General features: G+C 32.4%; 22 protein-coding genes and 1 pseudogene. 8 read left to right on the top strand and 15 right to left on the bottom strand.

The annotated features are described in order from the left end of the window. Positions 1-54: 54 nt before the first annotated feature. The 6 genes from coaE to ACQY1Q_RS03945 form a co-directional block, all read right to left on the bottom strand. Positions 55-645 (bottom strand): dephospho-CoA kinase, encoded by a 591-nt coding sequence (coaE, locus tag ACQY1Q_RS03970; protein WP_431003995.1) that lies wholly within the window; start codon positions 643-645, stop codon positions 55-57. A gap of 3 nt (positions 646-648) precedes the next feature. Next, complete coding sequence (locus ACQY1Q_RS03965; protein ID WP_431003994.1) at positions 649-1,578, bottom strand: CdaR family protein; 930 nt, start codon at positions 1,576-1,578, stop codon at positions 649-651. Positions 1,579-1,626: 48 nt separating this feature from the next. Beyond that, on the bottom strand, positions 1,627-1,947 hold the full coding sequence (gene yajC / locus ACQY1Q_RS03960; protein ID WP_431003993.1) for a preprotein translocase subunit YajC: 321 nt from the start codon (positions 1,945-1,947) through the stop codon (positions 1,627-1,629). Positions 1,948-1,954: 7 nt separating this feature from the next. Beyond that, a complete protein-coding gene (locus ACQY1Q_RS03955) occupies positions 1,955-2,419 on the bottom strand; it encodes a DUF1573 domain-containing protein (protein ID WP_431003992.1) in 465 nt (154 codons plus the stop codon). A gap of 38 nt (positions 2,420-2,457) precedes the next feature. After that, positions 2,458-3,396, bottom strand: coding sequence for a transcription antitermination factor NusB (nusB, locus tag ACQY1Q_RS03950; RefSeq protein WP_431003991.1), 939 nt, complete (start codon positions 3,394-3,396; stop codon positions 2,458-2,460). A 77-nt stretch (positions 3,397-3,473) separates the two neighbouring features. Beyond that, complete coding sequence (locus ACQY1Q_RS03945) at positions 3,474-4,574, bottom strand: Glu/Leu/Phe/Val family dehydrogenase (RefSeq protein ID WP_431003990.1); 1,101 nt, start codon at positions 4,572-4,574, stop codon at positions 3,474-3,476. Between the two features lie 153 nt (positions 4,575-4,727). Between ACQY1Q_RS03945 and ACQY1Q_RS03940 the strand changes: the two genes are divergently transcribed. Next, positions 4,728-6,482 (top strand): ABC transporter ATP-binding protein, encoded by a 1,755-nt coding sequence (locus ACQY1Q_RS03940; RefSeq protein ID WP_431003989.1) that lies wholly within the window; start codon positions 4,728-4,730, stop codon positions 6,480-6,482. Positions 6,483-6,564: 82 nt separating this feature from the next. Beyond that, a complete protein-coding gene (locus tag ACQY1Q_RS03935; RefSeq protein ID WP_431003988.1) occupies positions 6,565-6,918 on the top strand; it encodes a PUR family DNA/RNA-binding protein in 354 nt (117 codons plus the stop codon). Between the two features lie 118 nt (positions 6,919-7,036). Here ACQY1Q_RS03935 and ACQY1Q_RS03930 read toward each other — a convergent pair whose 3' ends face one another. The 3 genes from ACQY1Q_RS03930 to ACQY1Q_RS03920 all read right to left on the bottom strand — a co-directional run bounded on the left by ACQY1Q_RS03930 (position 7,037) and on the right by ACQY1Q_RS03920 (position 9,401). After that, positions 7,037-8,071 (bottom strand): chorismate-binding protein, encoded by a 1,035-nt coding sequence (locus tag ACQY1Q_RS03930; protein ID WP_431003987.1) that lies wholly within the window; start codon positions 8,069-8,071, stop codon positions 7,037-7,039. Between the two features lie 2 nt (positions 8,072-8,073). Then, entirely contained in the window at positions 8,074-8,919 is an 846-nt protein-coding gene (locus ACQY1Q_RS03925) for an alpha/beta fold hydrolase (protein ID WP_431003986.1), read from the bottom strand. Positions 8,920-8,981: 62 nt separating this feature from the next. Continuing rightward, positions 8,982-9,401, bottom strand: coding sequence for a PaaI family thioesterase (locus ACQY1Q_RS03920; RefSeq protein WP_431003985.1), 420 nt, complete (start codon positions 9,399-9,401; stop codon positions 8,982-8,984). A 59-nt stretch (positions 9,402-9,460) separates the two neighbouring features. On the opposite strand from ACQY1Q_RS03920, the gene ACQY1Q_RS03915 reads away from it, so the two are divergent. The 3 genes from ACQY1Q_RS03915 to ACQY1Q_RS03905 are packed head-to-tail and all read left to right on the top strand — an operon-like array spanning position 9,461 to position 11,275. Next, positions 9,461-9,985: an IS1096 element passenger TnpR family protein gene (locus tag ACQY1Q_RS03915; RefSeq protein WP_431003984.1), complete on the top strand. Its 525-nt coding sequence runs from the start codon at positions 9,461-9,463 to the stop codon at positions 9,983-9,985. Positions 9,986-9,990: 5 nt separating this feature from the next. Further along, positions 9,991-10,611, top strand: coding sequence for an L-threonylcarbamoyladenylate synthase (locus tag ACQY1Q_RS03910; protein WP_431003983.1), 621 nt, complete (start codon positions 9,991-9,993; stop codon positions 10,609-10,611). Further along, the gene (locus ACQY1Q_RS03905; RefSeq protein WP_431003982.1) at positions 10,601-11,275 is read left to right on the top strand and encodes a ceramidase domain-containing protein; all 675 of its coding nucleotides are present in this window, start codon (positions 10,601-10,603) and stop codon (positions 11,273-11,275) included. Before ACQY1Q_RS03910 ends, ACQY1Q_RS03905 begins: the two co-directional genes overlap by 11 nt. On the opposite strand, the gene ACQY1Q_RS03900 is transcribed toward ACQY1Q_RS03905, so the two are convergent. Together ACQY1Q_RS03900 and ACQY1Q_RS03895 are read right to left on the bottom strand one after the other, a co-directional pair. After that, positions 11,267-12,265, bottom strand: coding sequence for a glycosyltransferase family 2 protein (locus tag ACQY1Q_RS03900; RefSeq protein ID WP_431003981.1), 999 nt, complete (start codon positions 12,263-12,265; stop codon positions 11,267-11,269). The two genes, ACQY1Q_RS03905 and ACQY1Q_RS03900, sit on opposite strands and share 9 nt — an antisense overlap. 237 nt (positions 12,266-12,502) lie before the next feature. Then, a complete protein-coding gene (locus ACQY1Q_RS03895) occupies positions 12,503-12,946 on the bottom strand; it encodes a type I restriction enzyme HsdR N-terminal domain-containing protein (RefSeq protein WP_431003980.1) in 444 nt (147 codons plus the stop codon). A 55-nt stretch (positions 12,947-13,001) separates the two neighbouring features. Here ACQY1Q_RS03895 and holA point away from each other — a divergent pair, with 55 nt between their 5' ends. Continuing rightward, complete coding sequence (gene holA / locus ACQY1Q_RS03890) at positions 13,002-14,006, top strand: DNA polymerase III subunit delta (protein ID WP_431003979.1); 1,005 nt, start codon at positions 13,002-13,004, stop codon at positions 14,004-14,006. Positions 14,007-14,143: 137 nt separating this feature from the next. On the opposite strand, the gene ACQY1Q_RS03885 is transcribed toward holA, so the two are convergent. Further along, a complete protein-coding gene (locus tag ACQY1Q_RS03885; protein WP_431003978.1) occupies positions 14,144-14,752 on the bottom strand; it encodes a hypothetical protein in 609 nt (202 codons plus the stop codon). 89 nt (positions 14,753-14,841) lie between these two features. Here ACQY1Q_RS03885 and ACQY1Q_RS03880 point away from each other — a divergent pair. After that, positions 14,842-14,985 (top strand): annotated as a pseudogene (locus ACQY1Q_RS03880) (DNA polymerase III subunit delta); the annotation flags it as partial. 60 nt (positions 14,986-15,045) lie between these two features. Here the strand turns inward: ACQY1Q_RS03880 and ACQY1Q_RS03875 are convergent. The 3 genes from ACQY1Q_RS03875 to ACQY1Q_RS03865 form a co-directional block, all read right to left on the bottom strand. Next, positions 15,046-16,155 (bottom strand): hypothetical protein, encoded by a 1,110-nt coding sequence (locus ACQY1Q_RS03875; RefSeq protein WP_431003977.1) that lies wholly within the window; start codon positions 16,153-16,155, stop codon positions 15,046-15,048. After that, entirely contained in the window at positions 16,133-17,704 is a 1,572-nt protein-coding gene (locus tag ACQY1Q_RS03870; protein WP_431003976.1) for a DNA methyltransferase, read from the bottom strand. The genes ACQY1Q_RS03875 and ACQY1Q_RS03870 overlap by 23 nt, the downstream gene beginning before the upstream one ends. Before the next feature lie 220 nt (positions 17,705-17,924). Continuing rightward, the gene (locus ACQY1Q_RS03865) at positions 17,925-18,224 is read right to left on the bottom strand and encodes a hypothetical protein (protein WP_431003975.1); all 300 of its coding nucleotides are present in this window, start codon (positions 18,222-18,224) and stop codon (positions 17,925-17,927) included. A 256-nt stretch (positions 18,225-18,480) separates the two neighbouring features. Between ACQY1Q_RS03865 and ACQY1Q_RS03860 the strand changes: the two genes are divergently transcribed. Continuing rightward, positions 18,481-20,112, top strand: a complete 1,632-nt coding sequence (locus tag ACQY1Q_RS03860) for an ABC-F family ATP-binding cassette domain-containing protein (RefSeq protein ID WP_431003974.1) — start codon at positions 18,481-18,483, stop codon at positions 20,110-20,112. The last annotated feature ends 859 nt before the right edge of the window (positions 20,113-20,971 follow it).

The following is a 20,971-nucleotide window of genomic DNA, read 5'->3' as shown; positions in this document are numbered from 1 at the left end:
AAATATTATATAAAATTAAGAAAATTTTAAGAAATATTATTGACTGTAGATAAATTAATACTTGCTGCTTGTTAAAAAATTGTGAATTTTAAAAACTTCTTTCTCAGTATCTTCCAATTTTAAGTTTTGTATGATGTAGTGAGATTGTAATATTTTTTTAGAATCGTTCCATTGGTTTTTTATTCTGTTTTTAACTTCTTCACAAGAAGTATTGTCTCTTTTTATAACTCGTTGAATTCGGGTATCCAGAGGTACGGTCACTGTTATTATTTTATCACAAAATAAATGGCTGTTATTTTCAAAAAGAATAGCATTTTCATAAAGTATATATGATTTGTTTGCATTTCTTTCAATAAAATCTTTTAAGTGTTTGTGTACAACCGGATGTACTATGGCATTAAGAGTAGCAAGTTTCTTTTTATTTTTAAAAACAATGTTAGCTAAATATGGTCTGTTTAACTCATTGTTTTTATATACTTCTGCACCAAATTCGTTAATAAGTCTTTCTCTTATTTCAGGTGAAGTATTCATTAAGTTTCGAGCTTCCAAATCTGCATTATAAATAGCTACATCAGAAAAGTGAGCAAACATATTAGCTACGGTAGATTTTCCACTACCAATACCACCGGTTAATCCTACAACCATAATTTATTTATGTATTAAGAAGTCTATTTTGTTAGGAACTATTCTTACTGAAGAAACTAAATTAGTTTTAACTTTTAATTCTGGTACCAGATAAGGAAGGTTGTTCTTTTCAGATTCATTATAATCACACACTACTTCAAAAGAACTAGATGTAACCTTGTTAAAATTCTTTAAGCCTACTTTATAGGTAATGGTTACTACTTTTGGAAATACATTAACATTATCTCCTTTAGGTATGTTTTTAACAATGATAGGAACTTCAGTTTCTCCCTCAGTAAACTTGTCTACATTTAATGAGAGCATGGTTGAAAACTGCCTAACCTTTACTTTTTCAGGTAGTTCAATATTCACTTGTTGAGAAAAATTTTCTGAAAGGTTGGTAAGCTCAATTTTTTCGGTGCTAATAAAATCAATACCTTTTAAATCCTGCTGAGCTCCTGATATAACAATAGAATCCGGTTTTAAATCTATAGGAGAAGCTATATCAAACCCTTTTTTAAAAGCAATATTTGTATTTGGACGTATAGGAACTTTTTTAGAACTTAGTTTGCTTATGGTAAAAAAAATAGAATCTTGAGGAATATTGGCTAAAGTAAGGCCAGATTTTAATTGCTTTTGAATTTCAGCAATGTGGTTTTTAGTTAATAAATAATACTCGGTATCTGATTTTTTTTGAAGCTTTTTTAAATCTAATAAAATTGGATTACGTGTAAAGTTGGCTCCCAATAATTTAAAACCGTTACCTTTAATAAGCAGGTTAAGGTCTTTTTGAGGAGAATTTTGTATAAGTTTATCTTGTTCTAGATTTTGGTAAGCAATAGAAAAATTAATTTCTGTAGTATATTCTTTAGAGAGGTTCATTAAAAACCAAAATAGTAACGAAGCTATTAAGAAACCGATAAATACTTTGGGGATGTTAAGAGCTTTTACCACAGTGTTGTGTTTTTAAAGAAAAAGTGAGCTTTAAAAAGCTCACTTATACTATTTTACTGTTTCAGTATTGTACTTTTTACTTAATTCCATTGATATAGCAGATCGTTCAAATTTAATTTTCCCGGCACCGGTTTCAATAGAAACGGTATTATCGTTATCATTAAATTCAACAATTTTACCGTGAATACCACTTGAAGTAACTACTTTGGCTCCTTTTTTTATTGAAGATTGAAATTGTTTTTCTTTTTTCTGACGAGCCATTTGAGGGCGAATCATAAAAAAATATAAAACACCTATCATTAAAACAAAAGGGAGCATATTCATAAGTCCTCCACCATCTGCTTGTAAAAAGATTGATTGTACTAACATTCGTTTATTATTTTTGTTCTTTTGGAGTTACCATTCCTGATATTTTTACCACTTCAGTACCTTTTTCAGTATTGGTGTATAAAGTAACAGATTTTGATTGTTTGTTTGGTTTACCGCTTGTATTAAAGCTTACTTTAATATCTCCTGTTTTTCCCGGAGCAATAGGTTCTTTTGGCCATACAGGTACTGTACATCCACAAGTGGCTTTAGCATCAGTAATTACTAAATCAGATTTTCCTTCATTGGTAATAACAAAAGTAGTTTCTACTACTTCACCTTCTGCTACGGTACCAAAATCAAAAGTTTCTTTATCAAACTTTATAACAGGTGCTCCTTTATTAATTTCACCATCTCTTTTTTCTGCGTTGGCTACGTTATCTTTATTTATTTTTGATTTTGCGTTTCCATTTGCACAAGAAACAATGAATGATGTTGAAATTGCAATTGCTAAGGTTACTACTATTTTTTTCATTATAAAAATAATTTGGTTGGTGTAAAAATACTAATTTATTATAATAATCCTCTACCAATTTTAACCATTGCATTTGATGCCAGATAATCTTTAGCAAGTTTATCTAAGATACCATTTACAAAATGCCCGCTTTTACTGGTTGAGTAATCTTTAGCCAATTCAATATATTCATTAATAGTAACCCTACTTGGAATAGAAGGAAAATGTAAAAATTCCGTAATGGCCATTTTTATTAAAATCATATCAACATCAGCAATTCTATCTGTTTCCCAGTTGGGGGTTTTCTCTTTAATATCTTCTTCATATTTATGATGGTGAAGCATGGTTTTGTTGAATAATGCTGAAACAAATTGCTTGTCATCGTCATCTTTATATAAGCTTCCTAATATAAAAGGATTATTAGGAGATTGTTTGTTGAGAGTTTTTAAAACCCAAGTATTCACAAACGGCATATCATCAACCCAAGAAATCATTTTATCTTCAAAATAATCGGCTAACTTTTCATTAGGTGCTACAATATCTCTAAAAAAATTAATCACAAAGCTACGATCAACATTGTATGAATCTTCAACAGTATCCATATACTTTTTATACATATCACTTTCTAACAATTCGTCAAAAATAATTTGTACGTATTTATCATCAAGATCCCAGTAGTTTAACTTGTTAAGTTCTACATATCCTTCTAAACTTACACTTTCAGTAAGTAAGTTTAATAGGCGGTTGTTAATAAATTTGGTGTTTGGATTTAAATCTTCTTTAGTAGCTAGGATTTTCTTTTTAGAAAGCTCAATTCTTTTTCGAGCTAATTTTTGTACTTCAACTAGTAATTGTAGGTTTAAAACATACAAATCAAACATTTTTTGAATACTATGTTTTAAAAATTTTTCTTCTTTGACTAAGTCTTGACTGTTTGATTGCTGCATTGCGTACACAGACTGCATTACTTTAACTCGAATATGTCTTCTATTTATCATTTTAAAGAACTTTAAAAAAAGAGAGCGATAGATTAATTTCTAACGCTCTGCAAAAGTAAAACTTTTATTTTTTTTACCTAGCTATTTTGCTCTTTTTTACGAGCGTCAATTCTAGCTTGAGCAATATTAAATGCTGCTTTGTGTGTAGTAATATTTTCTTTTTCTGCTAAATTGAAAATTTCTAAGGTTGTGTTATAGATATTTTCAGTTCTTCTTAAGCTTTCTTCTTTACCGTATCCGGCAACTTCAGCATATACGTTAATAATTCCTCCGGCATTAATTAAGAAGTCAGGAGCATAAGCAATTCCTTTTTCTTGTAATAATTTACCGTGCTTAATTTCATTAGCTAACTGGTTGTTAGCAGCTCCGGCAATTACTTTAGCTTTTAATTGATTAATTGTATCATCATTTAAAGTAGCACCTAAAGCACATGGAGCATAAATATCAATATCCAAACCATATACATCATTTCCTAAAGCTACTTTAGCGTTGTATTTTTTGCTTAATTCTTCTAAACGCGCTTCGTTAATATCATTTAAGATTACTTGAGCACCTTCATCAGTAATATATTTTACTAAAGTTTCACCAACATGACCAACTCCTTGTACTAACACTTTTTTTCCGGCTAAACTGTCAGAACCAAACTTGTAGTTAGCAGCAGCTTTCATTCCCATATACACACCGTAAGCAGTTACAGGTGATGGATTTCCTGAACCTCCGATAGCTTCAGAAACACCGGTTACGTGAGGAGTAACTTCGCGAATGATATCCATATCACGAGTTTCCATTCCTACATCTTCAGCAGTAATATATTTTCCGCTTAAAGAATGTACAAACTCACCAAACTTACGCATTAAGTTATCATTCTTTTGGGTTTTAGCATCTCCTATAATAACAGCTTTTCCTCCACCAAGATTTAAACCGCTAATAGCTGATTTATAAGTCATCCCACGAGATAAACGTAATACATCATTTAAAGCTTCCCATTCATTTTTATATTGCCACATTCTAGTACCTCCAAGAGCAGGCCCTAAAGTTCTATTATGAATACCAATAATTGCTTTTAAACCTGTATCTTCGTCATTACAAAAAACGATTTGTTCATGGTTGTCAAAAGATAATTGACCAAATACAGGATCGTTTTTAAGGTCTTTAGTATCAATGATTTCTGATGTCATTTGTTATTAGTTTAGTTTTGAGCCTATTTTCATATTCTCAAAAAATTAGGTGGCAAAAATATGAAATCGTTAAAACATAATCAAAAAAAGCATAGCTAATTGTATAATCTTTAACAGATACAGGCTGTTTTTATATAAAAAATAAAAGAGGTTTTGAAAGCATTACAGTATTTAAATAAATATTTTATTAAGTATAAGTGGAGACTGTTAGTGGGAATAGTAATTACTGTTCTTTCCAAATTACTGGCATTAAAAATTCCTGTTATTATTAGGAATTCATTGAATGTTGTTGAAAATTACATGTCAGGAACTATTACAGACTTAGCAGTTGTAAAAAGAGAATTATTATATGATGTACTTATAATAATAGGAGTAACTCTGGTAGCTGGTTTTTTTACATTTTTAATGAGACAAACCATCATTGTAATGTCAAGAATGATAGAGTTTGACTTGAAAAATGAAATTTATCAACAATACCAACGATTGTCTCTAAACTTTTATAAAAAGAACAGAACCGGTGATTTAATGAATCGTATTAGTGAAGATGTATCTAAGGTACGTATGTATTTTGGACCGGCAATTATGTATTCATTAAATATGATAGTACTGTTTATTGTAGGTTTTGCTCAAATGCTGCAAATAGATGTAAAACTTACGATGTATACATTATTACCTTTTCCTATTTTATCCATTTCAATTTTTGTGTTGAGCAGGCAAATAAATAAAAGAAGTACCATTGTTCAGCAATATTTATCTAAGTTAACTACTTATAATCAAGAATTTTTCTCAGGAATAAACGTTGTAAAATCATACGCAATTGAAAAAGCGGTAATTGCTAATTTTGATTCGCTGGCAGATGTTAGTAAAGAAAAAAATATAGAGTTATATAAGGTACAAGCCTTATTTTTTCCGCTAATGATATTGTTAATAGGAATTAGTAATATTATTGTACTCTATGTAGGAGGCCAGCAATATATTGCCGGAGAAATTCAAATCGGAGTTATTGCCGAGTTCTTTTTATACGTAAACATTCTTACTTGGCCGGTGGCTATTGTAGGGTGGGTAACCTCTATTGTACAGCAGGCTGAAGCTTCACAACAACGTATTAATGAGTTTTTAGAACAAGTACCTGAAATTGAAAACTCGGTAAATGAACATACAGAAATAAAAGGAAAGGTTGAGTTTAAACATGTAACGCTTACCTATGATGATACCAACATTACCGCACTAAAAGATATAAGCTTTACGGTTGAAGAAGGAGAAACCATTGCTGTTTTAGGAAATACCGGAAGTGGTAAATCAACGTTGGTAAGTTTAATTTCCAGACTTTATGATACGACTTCGGGAGAGGTGTTAATTGACGGTGTAAATGTGCAAGACTGTAATTTAGATGATGTAAGAAATCAAATAGGATTTGTACCACAAGATCCGTTCTTATTTTCAGACACTATTGAAAATAACATTAAGTTTGGTAAAGAAGATGCAACTGAAGAGGAAATAATAGAAGCAGCAAAAAATGCTGTGATTCACGATAATATTAGCGAGTTTAAAGAAGGCTATAAAACAATATTAGGAGAAAGAGGGGTGACTTTATCCGGTGGGCAAAAACAACGAACATCAATAGCCAGAGCGATTATTAAAGACCCAAAAATTTTAATATTTGATGACTGTTTGTCTGCGGTAGATACTGAAACGGAAGAAAAAATACTTTCTAACTTAGAAAGAGTTTCAAAAAACAAAACCACTTTTATTATAAGCCATAGAATTTCATCAGCCAAAAATGCAGATAAAATCCTTGTTTTAGAAGATGGAAAAATTATACAACAAGGAGTTCATAATCAGTTAATAGAAGATGAAGGCTATTATAAAGATTTGTATAATCAACAACTTTTAGAAAAAGAAATATAAGGTTTCGCATTGTCAAGTAAAATATTTTGTTAGATTTGTTGAGCAATTTTAAATAAACAACTATTACTTAAGATAAAGAATTATGAGCGAGAGAGTAGAACAAGAAGAAATTTTTTCACAGGTTTTAAGAGCAGGAAGAAGGACTTACTTTTTTGATGTTAGATCTACTAAGGCAGATGATTATTACTTAACAATTACAGAAAGTAAGAAGTTTACGCATGATGATGGTTCTTTCCATTACCAAAAGCATAAAATTTACTTATATAAAGAAGACTTTGCTGATTTTAGAGATATGTTAGATAAAGCTACCGGATATATAGTAAATGAAAAAGGTGAAGAGGTAATTAGCGAACGTCATCAAAAAGATTATAGAAAAGAAGAAGTAATGGAAGCTTCAACAGATAGCTTTACAGATGTTTCTTTTGACGATATTTAAACAACAAGTACTCAGTTGTTTATAAAAAAAATATAGCTGGTCCAGCTAAAAAAATCAATTCAAATTCAATTTACACAATTAAAACCACCTAGTAACTTTGGTTACAAAGGTGGTTTTTTTATAATACCTTTTTCATAACCATAGCCTTGGCTACGGTTTCTTCCCATTCTTTTTCAGGAGTACTGTCTTTAGTAATACCACCACCTATGTAAATTAAAGCGTTGTTATTCTGTATTTCCATACAACGTAAGTTTACAAAAAGTTGAGTGTTGTTGTTAAGATTCAACTCACCTAAAAAACCGGTATAAAAAGTTCGTTTGTACAATTCATTTGATAAAATAAAATCTTTAGAACTATTTTTAGGAAGTCCGCAAACTGCGGGAGTGGGGTGAAGCGTTTTAATTAAGTCAGTATTATCGGTTTTTATACTACCCTGAATTTTTGTTTTAAGATGTAATAGGCTACCCGCTTTTATGGTTTCAGTATCGCTTGTTGAAATTTGAGAGCAAATAGGAGTAAGTTTTTCCACTATATAATCGGTAACAAATTGTTGCTCATCTATTTCCTTTGAAGTCCAGGCAACTGTTGCACCTTCTACAAAAGGTTGTGTACCTGCCAAAGCCATTGTTTCAAATTCAGTATTAGCTATTTTAACTAAGGTTTCCGGAGTGGCGCCTAACCACATACCAATATGTGGATGATACCAAACATATACCATAGCATTAGGATAACTAGCCAGTAAATTTTTAAAAACGGTAATAACATCAAAACTCTCTAGTGTAACAAGCTCTTTTCTTGATAACACTACCTTTTTAAAAAGTCCGTTATCAATGGCTGTAATTCCTTTTTGAACTAAGTTTATGTGATTTTCTTTTGAAGAAACATCAGTAGCAATATTCTTTGCTGAGTTTTCAGTACGGAAAGAAGTCAGCATTTCTTCTCTAAAAACAGCCTCTTTCTCAGGAATAAGAATAGCCTCTTGTGTATCATCAAAAGGCGCAAAAACAAAACCACTATCATAAAAGTTAGTGGTAGTAACTAATGTATCATTGTTCTGAAAAAAAGAAGCAATAGAAGTGCTATTGGGTTTTTTATAGGCAACAAAAGGTAATTTCTTTTGTAAAGAATTTTCAATATGTGTAAAAATATGCAAACTTATAAGTTTAAAAGTTGTTGTTTAATAAAATCAAATTGACTCCAAAGCAAGCCATGGCCCGTATCCGGTAATGTAATTAATGTAAACTGATGCTTAGGAAATTGACGCAGCAAATATTCAGAATTACTATGAGGAACAATCCAATCTGTATTTCCATGAATACTTAATACGGTGTTGGGAGTTGAAGCCCAATTATGTTCGAAATTTTTTAAATCTTTAGGGTGTGATATTTTTTCTCTGGAGGCCTCTTTCCAAATTGCAGGCACCAACCATCGGGTAATTTTCCATTTATAAAAATTAACCATCCATGGCATAGGTTCAACTTCGCTATATACAGCAGGAGCTAGTAACACAATTTTCTTAACGGTTTTTTGGGTAGCTAATGCAATAGGACCTCCGTATGAATACCCTACCAAAATACTATTGCTTCTGGAGGTTTTAGAAATCAAATCATCTAATAAATCACGTTCAAAAGCAATACTTTCCTGTACATGATGCGTGTCTTTATAATTGTAACCAATACGATCATAGGCAATCATATTATACTTTGTAAGTAAAGACGCATCCGTCATATACTTAATAAAATCAGCAGATGACCCAATTGACCCGTGAATAAAAATAAGAGTAGGTAACTTATGATTATGACAAATAGAAAGCGTTCTGTACTTAAAATTTTGAAAGTATTTGTATTTTATTTCAGGTTGTAAAGGAGCTGAAGCAAACTTTTTTACAATACGGGCATCAGAAGAAGGAGAAGAAAAGCTAACAAAAAGTACGTACACTCCAATGAAAAGGATAAGTAACGCAAAGCCTGTTATTTTCAGAATTTTTTTAATTCTTCTCATGTATATCATCTTCTATCTACAGCAAATACCTTACAAGAGTTGTACATTGCCTAAAACAGTACCTATTTTTTTTCTAAAACAATGTTAGTTAACTTACCTATAGAAATTAAGTTGTCTTCTTCATCAACAATTCGTATTTCCCATAAATGAGTTGTTTTTCCTTTATGTATAGGTTTTGCTGTGGCAAAAATAGTTCCCTCTTTTTTACTTTTTATATGATTCATACTTAACTCCAAACCTTTAACAATTTGAGTTTTAGTATCAGCAAATAAAAAACCCGAAGCACAACTTCCTACAGTTTCCGCTAAGGCGGCAGTAGCCCCTCCGTGTAAAAGGCCAAAAGGTTGATGAACTTTAGAAGTCACGGGCATTTTAGCTGTTAAAAAATTATCTCCAACGTTAACAAACTCTATTTCTAGCGTTTCCATAAGAGTATTTTTATTTAAACCGTTAAGCTTAGTAAGTATTTTTTGCTTATCCATATAACTTGATAAATATCACTCAAAAATACGTATTTTTGTAGCTATAAAAAATAACCAATATGTATAAAGTTCGCGCAATATTAGATACACAAGAAGATGTAATTAGAACACTAATGGTTGATGAAAGAAAATCATTAGAAGAGTTACATTTTTTAATCGCCAAGTCGTTTGGTTTTGACGGACAAGAAATGGCTTCTTTTTATTACGCTGATGAGGAGTGGGGACAAGGAGAGGAAATTCCGTTATTTAGTATGGCTGAAGCCGGAGAAGGTGTGTCTATGGCTACATGCGTTTTAAGCGAAACACTACCTAATAAGCATGACAAACTTATTTATGTGTATGACTTTTTAAACATGTGGACGTTTTATATTGAGGTTATTGATCAATCAGACGAAACAATTGAAGACTCTAAGTTACTGTTAGCCGTAGGAGACATGCCGGAAGAAAACATGAACAATACGTTTGATATTGACGATTTTGATAATTTTGATGATGAGTTTAAAGAGGAATTAGAAGGAGATGAGTTTGATGACGAATTCAACGACTTTGAACGTTATGACGATTTTGATTTTGACAATTACTAAAAATTATGGGGCAATTTATAAAGTTATATAATGAAAATCCGAACCCAAGAGAGGTAGATAAAATTGTAAAAGTTTTACAAAACGACGGTATTATTATTTACCCTACTGATACGGTTTATGGTTTAGGTTGCGATATAACAAGTACTAAAGCCTTAGAAAAAATAGCAAAAATAAGAGGCGTAAACCTAGAAAAAACAAGCTTTTCTTTTGTTTGTAATGATTTAAGTCATTTGTCTGACTATGTAAAACAAATTGATACGCCAACATACAAAATCTTAAAAAGAGCATTACCCGGCCCTTATACCTTTATATTACCGGGAAGCAACACATTACCAAAAGCATTTAAAAAAAGGAAAACAGTAGGAATACGTGTTCCTGACAATAACATTGCAAGAGCTATTGTAGAAGCTTTAGGAAACCCTATTGTATCAACCTCTATTCGTGATGAAGATACCATTTTAGAGTACACTACAGACCCTGAGTTAATTTTTGAAAAATGGCAAAACATTGTTGATGTAGTGGTTGACGGAGGCTACGGTGATAACCATCCATCAACCGTAATTGACTTAACTCAAGACGAACCTGAAGTTATTAGAGAAGGAAAAGGAAGCTTGGATGTTTTATAGCCTGCTGCAACAATTTCCTAACGATAGCGGTCCTATATACCAAGAAACAATTCAAGGACGTTTACCGGTAGAACCTTTTAATACCTTTAGCAACCTAATTTTTATATTCATACTTATCTATTTTATTAAAAAGATAGCTAAGCATCCTAAAAAGCATCCTTTCTTTTTATTTGCAATTCCGGTAATTTTTATAAGTTGGATAGGAGGCACGATGTTTCACGGAACAAGAAGCCATGAGTTTTGGCTGGTGTTAGATTGGTTGCCTATTATGATAGTCTGCTTAGGAAGCATCGTTTATTTTGTAGGAAAAATAAAGAAAAAAAGGGGACAACAAGTAGCATTGTTTTTAGGATTATTATGTTTATCTGTTGTACCAAGATTCTTACCCATACCCCAAGCCTATAAAATATCTTTTGGATATGTTGTTACCGCTGTAACATTGCTAATTCCTTTTATTTGGTATGCCTACAAAACAAAGTGGAAACGAGCACAGTATATTGCTTACGGAATTGTCATTTTTGGCGTAGCCATTTTGTTTAGAACCTTAGATAATTTAGTGGTAATATTTCCTATGGGTACCCATTGGTTATGGCATCTTTTCGGAGGAATCGCTGTTTTTTTCTTGCTGTATTACATCTATAAAAACCAAGACGAATTAGCGTAAATCTTCAAACTTTTTTCTACCTAAAATAAAATACTGCCAAACCACAGAAGTGTGTAAATTATAGTTCGACTTTTTTTGAAGCGTTCTTCTTTTTCCTAAAAACTTAAAAAAGTTACCATAAAAACTAAAGTGCGCTTTAATAATAGCCCAAGTATGAATAGGACGCAATTCTAACGCAAACTTTATTCCGGCAATACCATCTAACAATAAACGAGAAAAAACTACCCATAAAAACCTGTTTTTAGGAACATTTTTTACCACGTTTAACAAACTGTTTCTAAAGTTTAAAAATGTTTTATGCGGATTACTTTCTTGCAAAGTAGCCCCACCTACATGATAAACCGTTGAAGCCCCTACATATGCAACTGTATGACCTTCGTTTTGCGCACGCCAACATAAATCTATTTCTTCCTGATGCGCAAAATAATCTTCATCAAAGCCCCCTAAATTATGGTATACTTCAGAACGGATAAACATACATGCTCCGGAAGCCCAGAAAATTTCGGTAGTATCGTTAAACTGTCCGTTATCTGTTTCTAAAAAATTAAAAACACGACCACGGCAATACGGATATCCATATAGATCAATAAAACCACCACCCGCACCGGCATACTCAAACTTAGTTTTGTCTTTAAAATCTAAAAGTTTAGGTTGTATAATAGCCGTTTTTGCATTGTTTTTAAATGCAGAAATAATAGGCGGAAGCCAATTTTCGGTAACCTCAATATCTGAGTTTAACAAGCAATAAATATCAGCTTTAATATGTTGCAGTGCATCGTTATACCCTTTAGCATAGCCACCATTTATACGATTCTGAACAATCTTTACAGTAGGAAAGTTTTCCTGTACAAAAGCAATAGAATCATCAGTTGAAGCATTATCGGCAATATATACCTCAGCCTCATTAACACTAAAATTAACTACAGAAGGTAAAAACTGTTCTAGCAACTGTTTTCCGTTCCAATTTAATATGACGATCGCTGTTTTCAAGACGCCAAAAATACATTTTTAAGTTGAGTTATGCTTAGAATAAAAAGTTAATTTATAGAGATGTTTTAACGGCATTTATAGCTGCAAAATAAAAGCGAAAACTACATCTCGATGGAGAAAATGCTGCATCCCGATGGAAATTTTGCTACCTCTCGATGGAAGTTTTGTTACTTCCCGATGCTGTTTTAAGATATCCGAACAAGCAAAAAAGTTAGCATAAAAAGCAGAGTGAGCAGATTAAGAATACTCAGGAATATCCTGTAAAAAAACATAACGCTCATTTTCTGTATCTAACATACAATAGTAATGCTGCAAACCGTTAGTAACCACTAAAAACTGAGCGTTTAATTTAAGATTGTACCGTGCAATTTGATCAAAAGTATCTTGCGTTATTTTTATAGAAGGCGCTTTGCATTCTACAATAATTTTAGGCAATCCATTGGTGTCAAAAATAACAATATCGGTACGCTTTTTTAACTGATTAATGGTGAGTTGCTTTTCAATAGCAATTAATGAAACCGGGTATTTTTTTACCTCTGTTAAATAACGGGAAAAATGTTGACGCACCCATTCTTCAGGAGTTAACACCACATATTTTTTTCGTAAACTATCAAAAATAAGCGTCTTATTTTCGTTACTTTTGAGCCTGAAATCGAAAAAAGGTAAGTTTAATTTTTGCATTGCTCAAAAATAAGAAACTTTCTAAAGGTAATCAATTAATAGGAAACGGTTTTACATGAACGAAGCAGCACAGATAATCAACGATATAAAAAACGGAACTATTAAACCCATCTATTTTTTAATGGGAGAAGAGCCGTATTACATTGATAGAATTTCTGAGTATATAGAAAATAACGTGCTGGATGAATCTGAAAAAGGATTTAATCAAATGGTCATGTATGGAAGAGATGTAGCTATTGAAGAGATTGTAGCGGCTGCTAAACGTTTTCCTATGATGGCAGAATATCAGGTGATTATTGTAAAAGAGGCGCAGGATTTAAGCAGAACCATTGATAAAATAGAAGCCTATGCCAATCAACCGCAACCTACTACCGTGTTGGTGTTTAACTATAAATACAAAAAGTTAGATAAGCGTAAAAAGGCATATAAAGCTATTGCTAAAAACGGATTAATTTTTGAGAGTGCTAAACTGTACGAAAATCAGGTAGCTGATTGGATTCGTAAGGTTTTAGGAAATAAACGCTTTAATATAGAGCCCAAAGCTGCCCAGATGTTGGTAGAGTTTTTAGGAACTGATTTAAGTAAAATAAGTAACGAGCTTAATAAATTGGTATCTATTTTACCAGCAGAAACCATTATTAATCCTACTCATATTGAAGAGAATATTGGAATTTCTAAAGACTTTAATAATTTCGAATTACGTAAGGCGGTAGGGCAAAAAGAAATTGTAAAAGCTAACAGAATTATCAACTACTTTGCTCAAAACCCGAAGAACAATCCGTTGGTGATGACCATTTCTTTACTAAATAGCTTTTTTACTCAATTGTTGTTATATCACGGACTAAAAGACAAATCCAAAGGTTCGGTAGCCAAAGCATTAGGGGTGAATCCTTATTTTGTAGATGACTATGTTACAGCAGCTAAAAACTACCCCATGCGAAAAGTATCACAAATTATAGGATTGCTACGTGATGCCGATGTAAAAAGCAAGGGAGTAGGGGCGAATGCCTTACCCCAAGCCGATATTTTAAAAGAATTGTTGTTTAAGATATTGCATTAGTATTGTATACAAATTTCTCTAAAAGTCATTACGAAAGAGTGATAACGATTGAAGTAATCCCTCAGTAAAAAAGTACTGTCATAACAAAGATGTATGTTTCACAGAGTTAGTGTTATTAGAGGAAAGGTTAATAGTTGCTATAGCTGGTTATTGTTTAGTATGTGCTTTATGGTGCTAAATAAAATTCCGGAGTTCCAGTCTAGTTTATAGTAATAAGCTTGACTTATGTTTTCGGCATCCTTAGAAGAGTAAATAACAAAGTAGTGATAATATTCTTTCAAATTAACATCATTCCAAGGTACTAAATGCTTTTTTATAGTGACACCTGCTGTGCTCATTTTTGTATTTAGAATTTTAATATCGATAGAGGAATTAAAATTTTCTATATTTTCTAAGCATTTCTTTTCAATAAATGTTTCCCACAAAGCGTCTAAAATTTGCTTTTGTTTTTCAGCTAATGCAATCTTTTTTATTCCATAGTAACTGGCGAAGTTAAGTTTGATTATGTCATTCTCGATAGTTTTTAACTCAACTTTATATTCCCGACCAAAAGTGAAATAAAATCCGGTTATCCATTCCAGTCCAAAGCGATAAGCTTTTATATCAGAGTATTTAATCAATTCAATTTTTTCTTCAAAGAATGTAGAGTTGTCAAATTCAATTCCTTTCTCAGTAAAACGAAGAATCCTTTTTTTTCTGTCTGATAGCCCTCTTTTTATGTACGTATCTAATGTTGTTTTTTTCAAAAGATTGTTTTTAATAAGGTTCATACCTTGTCCCTATTGGGTAACTAAGTAAAAATAGGCATAATTCTTATTTTGTAGATAATTATGTTACAGCAGCTAAAAACTACCCCATACGAAAAGTATCTCAAATTATAGGGTTACTACGTGGTGTTGTAAAAAGCAAAGGAGTAGGGGTGAATGCCTTACCCCAAGCCGATATTTTAAAAGAGTTGTTGTTTAAGATATTGAATTGATGGTTTTGGCTATGGTGTGTACCTCAAAGGACATGTACTATGGCAGTTGTTACCCAGTTTTTATTCAGTATATTTCAGAAATAGAATGTCTGATTTGCATCTATACGTTTGTTGGTCTCCATGCCAATAAAATTCAGTTTCTAATCCATCCATGTTATCATAAATATAATCCAAGTGTGCGTTAATATTCTCTCTTAAGAAGTGAATGTTGCGTTTTAATTTCCAACTATTTGATAGGTCTGATTCATCTGTAAGGACAAGAAAAAATCTATTTGATGCATCAAATCTAGCTTCACCTTGATTTTCATAAAACCATTTTTTTAATTCGGCAGGGTCAGCTTCCGCTTCTTGAATAATGTTCCTTTTATGTGTTTTGAGAGTTGAAATAAAATGACGAGCCTCTTCTCGTTGATCTTCAGAGACTTTATTGTAAAGGTGTAGTCTTAATGCTTTATCCTTTAAATCATTAGGAATATGGATTTCTAATGTTCTACAAATTCTTTTCAAATTGGTTAGTTCATTGCCATAGCCAACTTCTCTAAGTTTATCTGCTAATAGTTGTTCGGGGAAATATGTTACCTTAAGATCAAAAGGGACATCATTTATAAAAAAGTCAATTTTCTTTACCAAACCAACAGTGGGAAGTATTGCGTCATGATCTTTGAATAAATCCTCAATTAATATCGAAGTCCAGTGGTTATACCATGAATTCAATGTATATCCTCTTAAGCTGGTTAATAGACTACCTTCAATTTCTTCATTAATTTGATTATAAGATTGAATCTTCTTAACATAGTTGTTTACTATGTTTTTTTCTAAACTATTTCCAAATGAACCTCCCCAGTCAAAATACTGTAAACGAGATAATTGATCAACTAGGTAATCTTGATTGTCCGCTCTTCCCTGTCTTTCTTCTAAGTATTTTGAATTAATAAAATCATTTATTTGAGCATCAGTGATTATGTTTAGGTTAAAAGCTTTTTGGAAATATTGCCTTGAATTAACCTCTTCATAGTTTATTCCTTGTAGCTCAAAGAATTCCTCCATTGTAGCCTTTCTTGACATACTACGCAGCTTGAGGAAACGAATACCTCTATTGTCATTTTCTATACTTGGAAAATCATTATTTCTAAAGCAATTATCTAATTCAGCAAAGTTTAAGTTTGTCATTTAATGTCCATTTTTGATTTTCTGTGAATTTGAAATTCGCAGTTAATATTTTTAATAAGTCTATCTCTTTAATTATTATCTTTTCCTCGAAAATCATTTTCATAATTTTCAAAAAAATTTCATTAGTGTCTAGTGGGGAAGCTGATATCCAGTCTTCAATCTTTTCAAGAAAAAGAGTTTTTACTTCTTTATTGGTCAAGTGTTTTGATTGAATTGATGGAACCTTTTGAAAGGTAACTAAAACATCACCTTTAATACTTTTAAGCCTATTAATCTGTCTAGGGGTAAAAGACTTTTGTACGAGCCACTGAAAATCTACTAATTCGAAGCCGTTCTTTATACAGGCATTAGTAATCGCTTTCCATTCTAGACCGGAAAGAGAATGATATGTAAGAGAAAAATAACCACTATCTCTGAGCACTCTTCTTATTTCGCTGAAAGCTTCTTCTATTTCTAATTCAAATTCAGTTGCTCCCTTTTTTCTTTCTTTACTATCAGTAATTACAATTTCATTGTCATAATCTGGAGTAAATTTTAACCACGTATTCCATATTATGCTTTGTTCGAAATAGGGAACAGCATCTCCATAGGGTGGATCAGTAAAAACATAATCTACAGATTCAGAAGGAACTGATAGATGTTTTGCATCATCCTTGGTTATAGTGTAGGTGTTCTTTCTTTCTTGTTTGCTGAATAAATCATCATTTAATTTAAAAAAGTTCAAATAGTCCTCTTTTCCTTTAATTGTCTTATTGAATCTATTCTCAAAATACTGGAGAACATTATTTTCTATGTAAGTATCACCGATATAAAAACCTGTCATCCAAGCACCTGGAGCCATTGGGCCTCTTGATTTAATTGGCGGAACAAGTTTTGAACAGTTAGCTAAATTAGCCGTGAATGCTAGTTTTAAAAGTTGTAACTCTTTTCCAGAAGAATGAGTTTCTATCAAATTAAGTAATCTAGCATGACAAGCTAATGTTCGCTTCGTAAATAGATCCGCAATTGTCATTCCTTTTTTAGCTGAAATTCGTGAATTTTCAATTAAAGAATCAGTAGGATACCAATCGGTAATTTCTTGAGATTTTTCAAACTCAATAAACTCAAGTGCAGTTTTCTGATCAATTGTTATTTCAGTTGATTTTTTCTCACCATTCCTTTTAAACTTTAGCATAATAGGAATGTCGTTTTTGTCTCTAAGTATTGCCGAAGGGATAACGGTCTCACCATTGTATTGAAATTCATACCAAGAGTTAATGTAAGGTATAAATTCTTCTTTAATGGTTTTCCATTCCTTCTTTATCTTAGAAATATCGATACTTTGTTCTAAAAGTTGGTCGGTTATGAAGTTTGCGGATGGGTTTAAATCATTAGAAATGACATTTCTACCCAAAAGATATGCTTCACAACAAAAAACTCCATAGCCAGAGAAAGGATCTAGAACAGTATCTCCTTTCTTCGAGTATTCCTCAATCAACTTATTCAAGTTATTGGCAGGCTTTTTCCCCCAATACTTGTGCATTTCATATCTATCTCTCTTTTGTTTCAATTTGTTCTTTCCATTTAAGAGGTTTCACTAATTACGTATAACTAGTTTATATATTTATAAAATATATCGTTATACTACCATTTTGGTATGGATATGATTATATTTTGTTTTTTCTTTACAAACATAACCAATCATCATTTAATTTGCTTACTGAATCTAGTAATAACCATAATTTAATTTTAGATATTGTGTAAAACTATACAGATACAGGTGACACACTTCATTGAATACTCCCATTGAATAGTCTTCCTTTGACCCCGGCACGCTCCTTTGATATCACGGCATGCTCCTTTAACACCACGGCACGGTCCTTTGATACCACGGCGTGCTCCTTTGATATCACAGCACGCTCCTTTGATATCACGGCACGGTCCTTTGATATCACGGCGTGGTCCTTTGATACCACGGCATGGTCCTTTGACACCACGGCGTGGTCCTTTGATACCACGGCGTGGTCCTTTGATACCACGGCACGCTCCTTTGATATCACGGCGCGGTCCTTTGATACCACGGCAGTCATTCTATTAATAACAGATATCAACTAATGGGTGGTGTTGATTGCCTTACTCTCAAAGGAATACCGATTTTATAAAATGTTTTTGCCGGTATAGAATAGCATCTGGTTTTTTAAGTGTTTGATAATCATCAGGTATTGGCTCTTGTGTCTTTCCGCAAAGCAGTTTTGTACTTAAACTAACAGATGTTCTTGTTGAATTGCTTTAATTTTATAAAAAAGAGTTCTAAAATTACTATTTTCGCGGCTTAAAATAATATGTATGATTACTGTAGATCAATTAACGGTAGAGTTTAACGGAAAAAGCTTGTTTAGTGATGTTTCATTTGTAATTAATGAAAACGACAAAATAGCCTTAATGGGGAAAAACGGAGCAGGAAAATCAACAATGATGAAAATTATTGCAGGCTTAACCAAACCTACCCGTGGTGGCGTTCGTTCACCTAAAGATACAGTAATTGCCTACCTGCCTCAGCATTTATTAATGGAAGATAATTGCACCGTAAAAGAGGAGGCTTCTAAAGCGTTTGACGCTATTTTTAAGATGAAAGCCGAAATGGAAGCCTTAAACAAGCAGTTAGAAACGCGTACCGATTATGAATCAGAAGAATACATGAAAATTATTGAGCGTGTTTCTGATTTAGGAGAATCGTACTATGCCTTAGAAGAAATTAACTACGAAGCGGAAGTAGAAAAAGCTTTAAAAGGATTAGGTTTTAAGCAAGATGATTTAGACAGACCTACTTCTGAGTTTAGTGGTGGATGGCGTATGCGTATTGAATTGGCAAAAATTTTATTACAAAAACCCGATTTAATTTTATTAGATGAGCCTACCAACCACGTAGATATTGAATCGGTAATTTGGCTGGAAAACTTTTTAAAAAACAAGGCAAAAGCGGTAGTGGTAATCTCGCACGATAAAGCCTTTATTGATAATATTACCAACAGAACCATAGAGGTAACTATGGGGACTATTTACGATTATAAAGCTAATTATTCTCATTATTTAGAGTTGCGTAAAGAACGTAGAGCACATCAATTAAAAGCTTACGAAGAGCAACAAAAGTTTATTGCAGAAACTAAATCGTTTATTGAGCGTTTTAAAGGAACGTATTCAAAAACCAACCAGGTAGCCTCTCGTGAGCGTATGTTAGAAAAATTAGTACCGGTTGAGATTGATGAGGTTGATAACTCATCTTTAAAACTACGTTTCCCACCGTCGCCAAGATCAGGAGATTATCCGGTACGTGTAGAAGGGCTTACTAAAAAGTACGAAGATTTAACCGTGTTTAAGGATGCCAGTTTTTCTATAGCGCGTGGAGAAAAAGTTTCGTTTGTAGGGCGTAACGGAGAAGGAAAATCTACCATGATTAAGGCTATTATGGGCGAAATAGATGTTGAAGGAACGTGTACACTGGGGCATAATGCCAAAGTAGGGTACTTTGCACAAAATCAGGCGTCATTATTAGACCCGGAGTTAACCGTTTTTCAAACGGTAGATGAAGTAGCAGAAGGTGATGTTCGTACACAAATTAAAAATATCTTAGGAAGATTTATGTTTAGCGGAGAAGATATTGATAAGAAAGTAAAAGTACTTTCGGGAGGAGAAAGAACACGTTTAGCAATGGTGAAGTTATTATTAGAACCGGTAAATTTATTAATACTGGATGAGCCTACGAACCACTTAGACCTTCGCTCTAAAGATGTAATTAAAGAAGCTTTACTTCATTTTGACGGAACCTTAATTTTAGTTTCGCACGATCGTGATTTCTTACAAGGACTGTCGGAAAAAGTATTTGAATTTAAAGATAAACGTGTTATTGAGCATTTTGAAACGATTGATGCTTTCTTAGAAAGAAATAACATAAATGCCCTAAAAGAAATTGATTTATAAGTCGAGTACTTTGAGGTAAGTTTATTTTATGAAGAGTCATTACGAACGGAGTTTACGAAGTGAAGTAATCTGTCAATATAAAGAGACTGCCACCGCAAAGGTATTTGCTTTGCAGTGACGGATTATTTTAAAAAAGAATGCTAGTTGTTTTTACGGTTGTTTTTTATAGAGTCATTTCGACTTTAGGAGAAATCTCATCTAAGCCTTGTGTTTTTCCAGATTTCTCAGTCGTTATCACTTCTTCGAAAAGACGTTGTTTCTGTAATAACTAAATTAAACGGTCAATATAAAGAGACTGCCACCGCAAAGGTATTTGCTTTGCAGTGACGGATTATTTTAAAAAAGAATGCTAGTTGTTTTTACAGTTGTTTTTTATAGAGTCATTTCGACTTTAGGAGAAATCTCATCTAAGCCTTGTGTTTTTCTGGATTTCTCAGTCGTTATCACTCCTTCGAAAAGACGATGTTTCTGTAGTAACTAAATTAAACGGTCAATATAAAGAGACTGCCACCGCAAAGGTATTTGCTTCGCAGTGACGAATTATTTAAAAAAAGGAAATCAGTTGTTTTTACAGTTGTTTTTTATAGAGTCATTTCGACTTTAGGAGAAATCTCATCTAAGCCTTGTGTTTTTCCAGATTTCTCAGTCGTTATCACTTCTTCGAAAAGACGTTATTTCTGTAATAACTAAATTAAACGGTCAATATAAAGAGACTGCCACCGCAAAGGTATTTGCTTCGCAGTGACGAATTATTTAAAAAAAGGAAATCAGTTGTTTTTACAGTTGTTTTTTATAGAGTCATTTCGACTTTAGGAGAAATCTCATCTAAGCCTTGTGTTTTTCTGGATTTCTCAGTCGT

The organism is Tenacibaculum sp. TC6 (assembly GCF_050606265.1).
In the GTDB taxonomy this organism is placed as follows: domain Bacteria; phylum Bacteroidota; class Bacteroidia; order Flavobacteriales; family Flavobacteriaceae; genus Polaribacter.
This window is presented reverse-complemented; position numbering and strand designations above follow the sequence as displayed.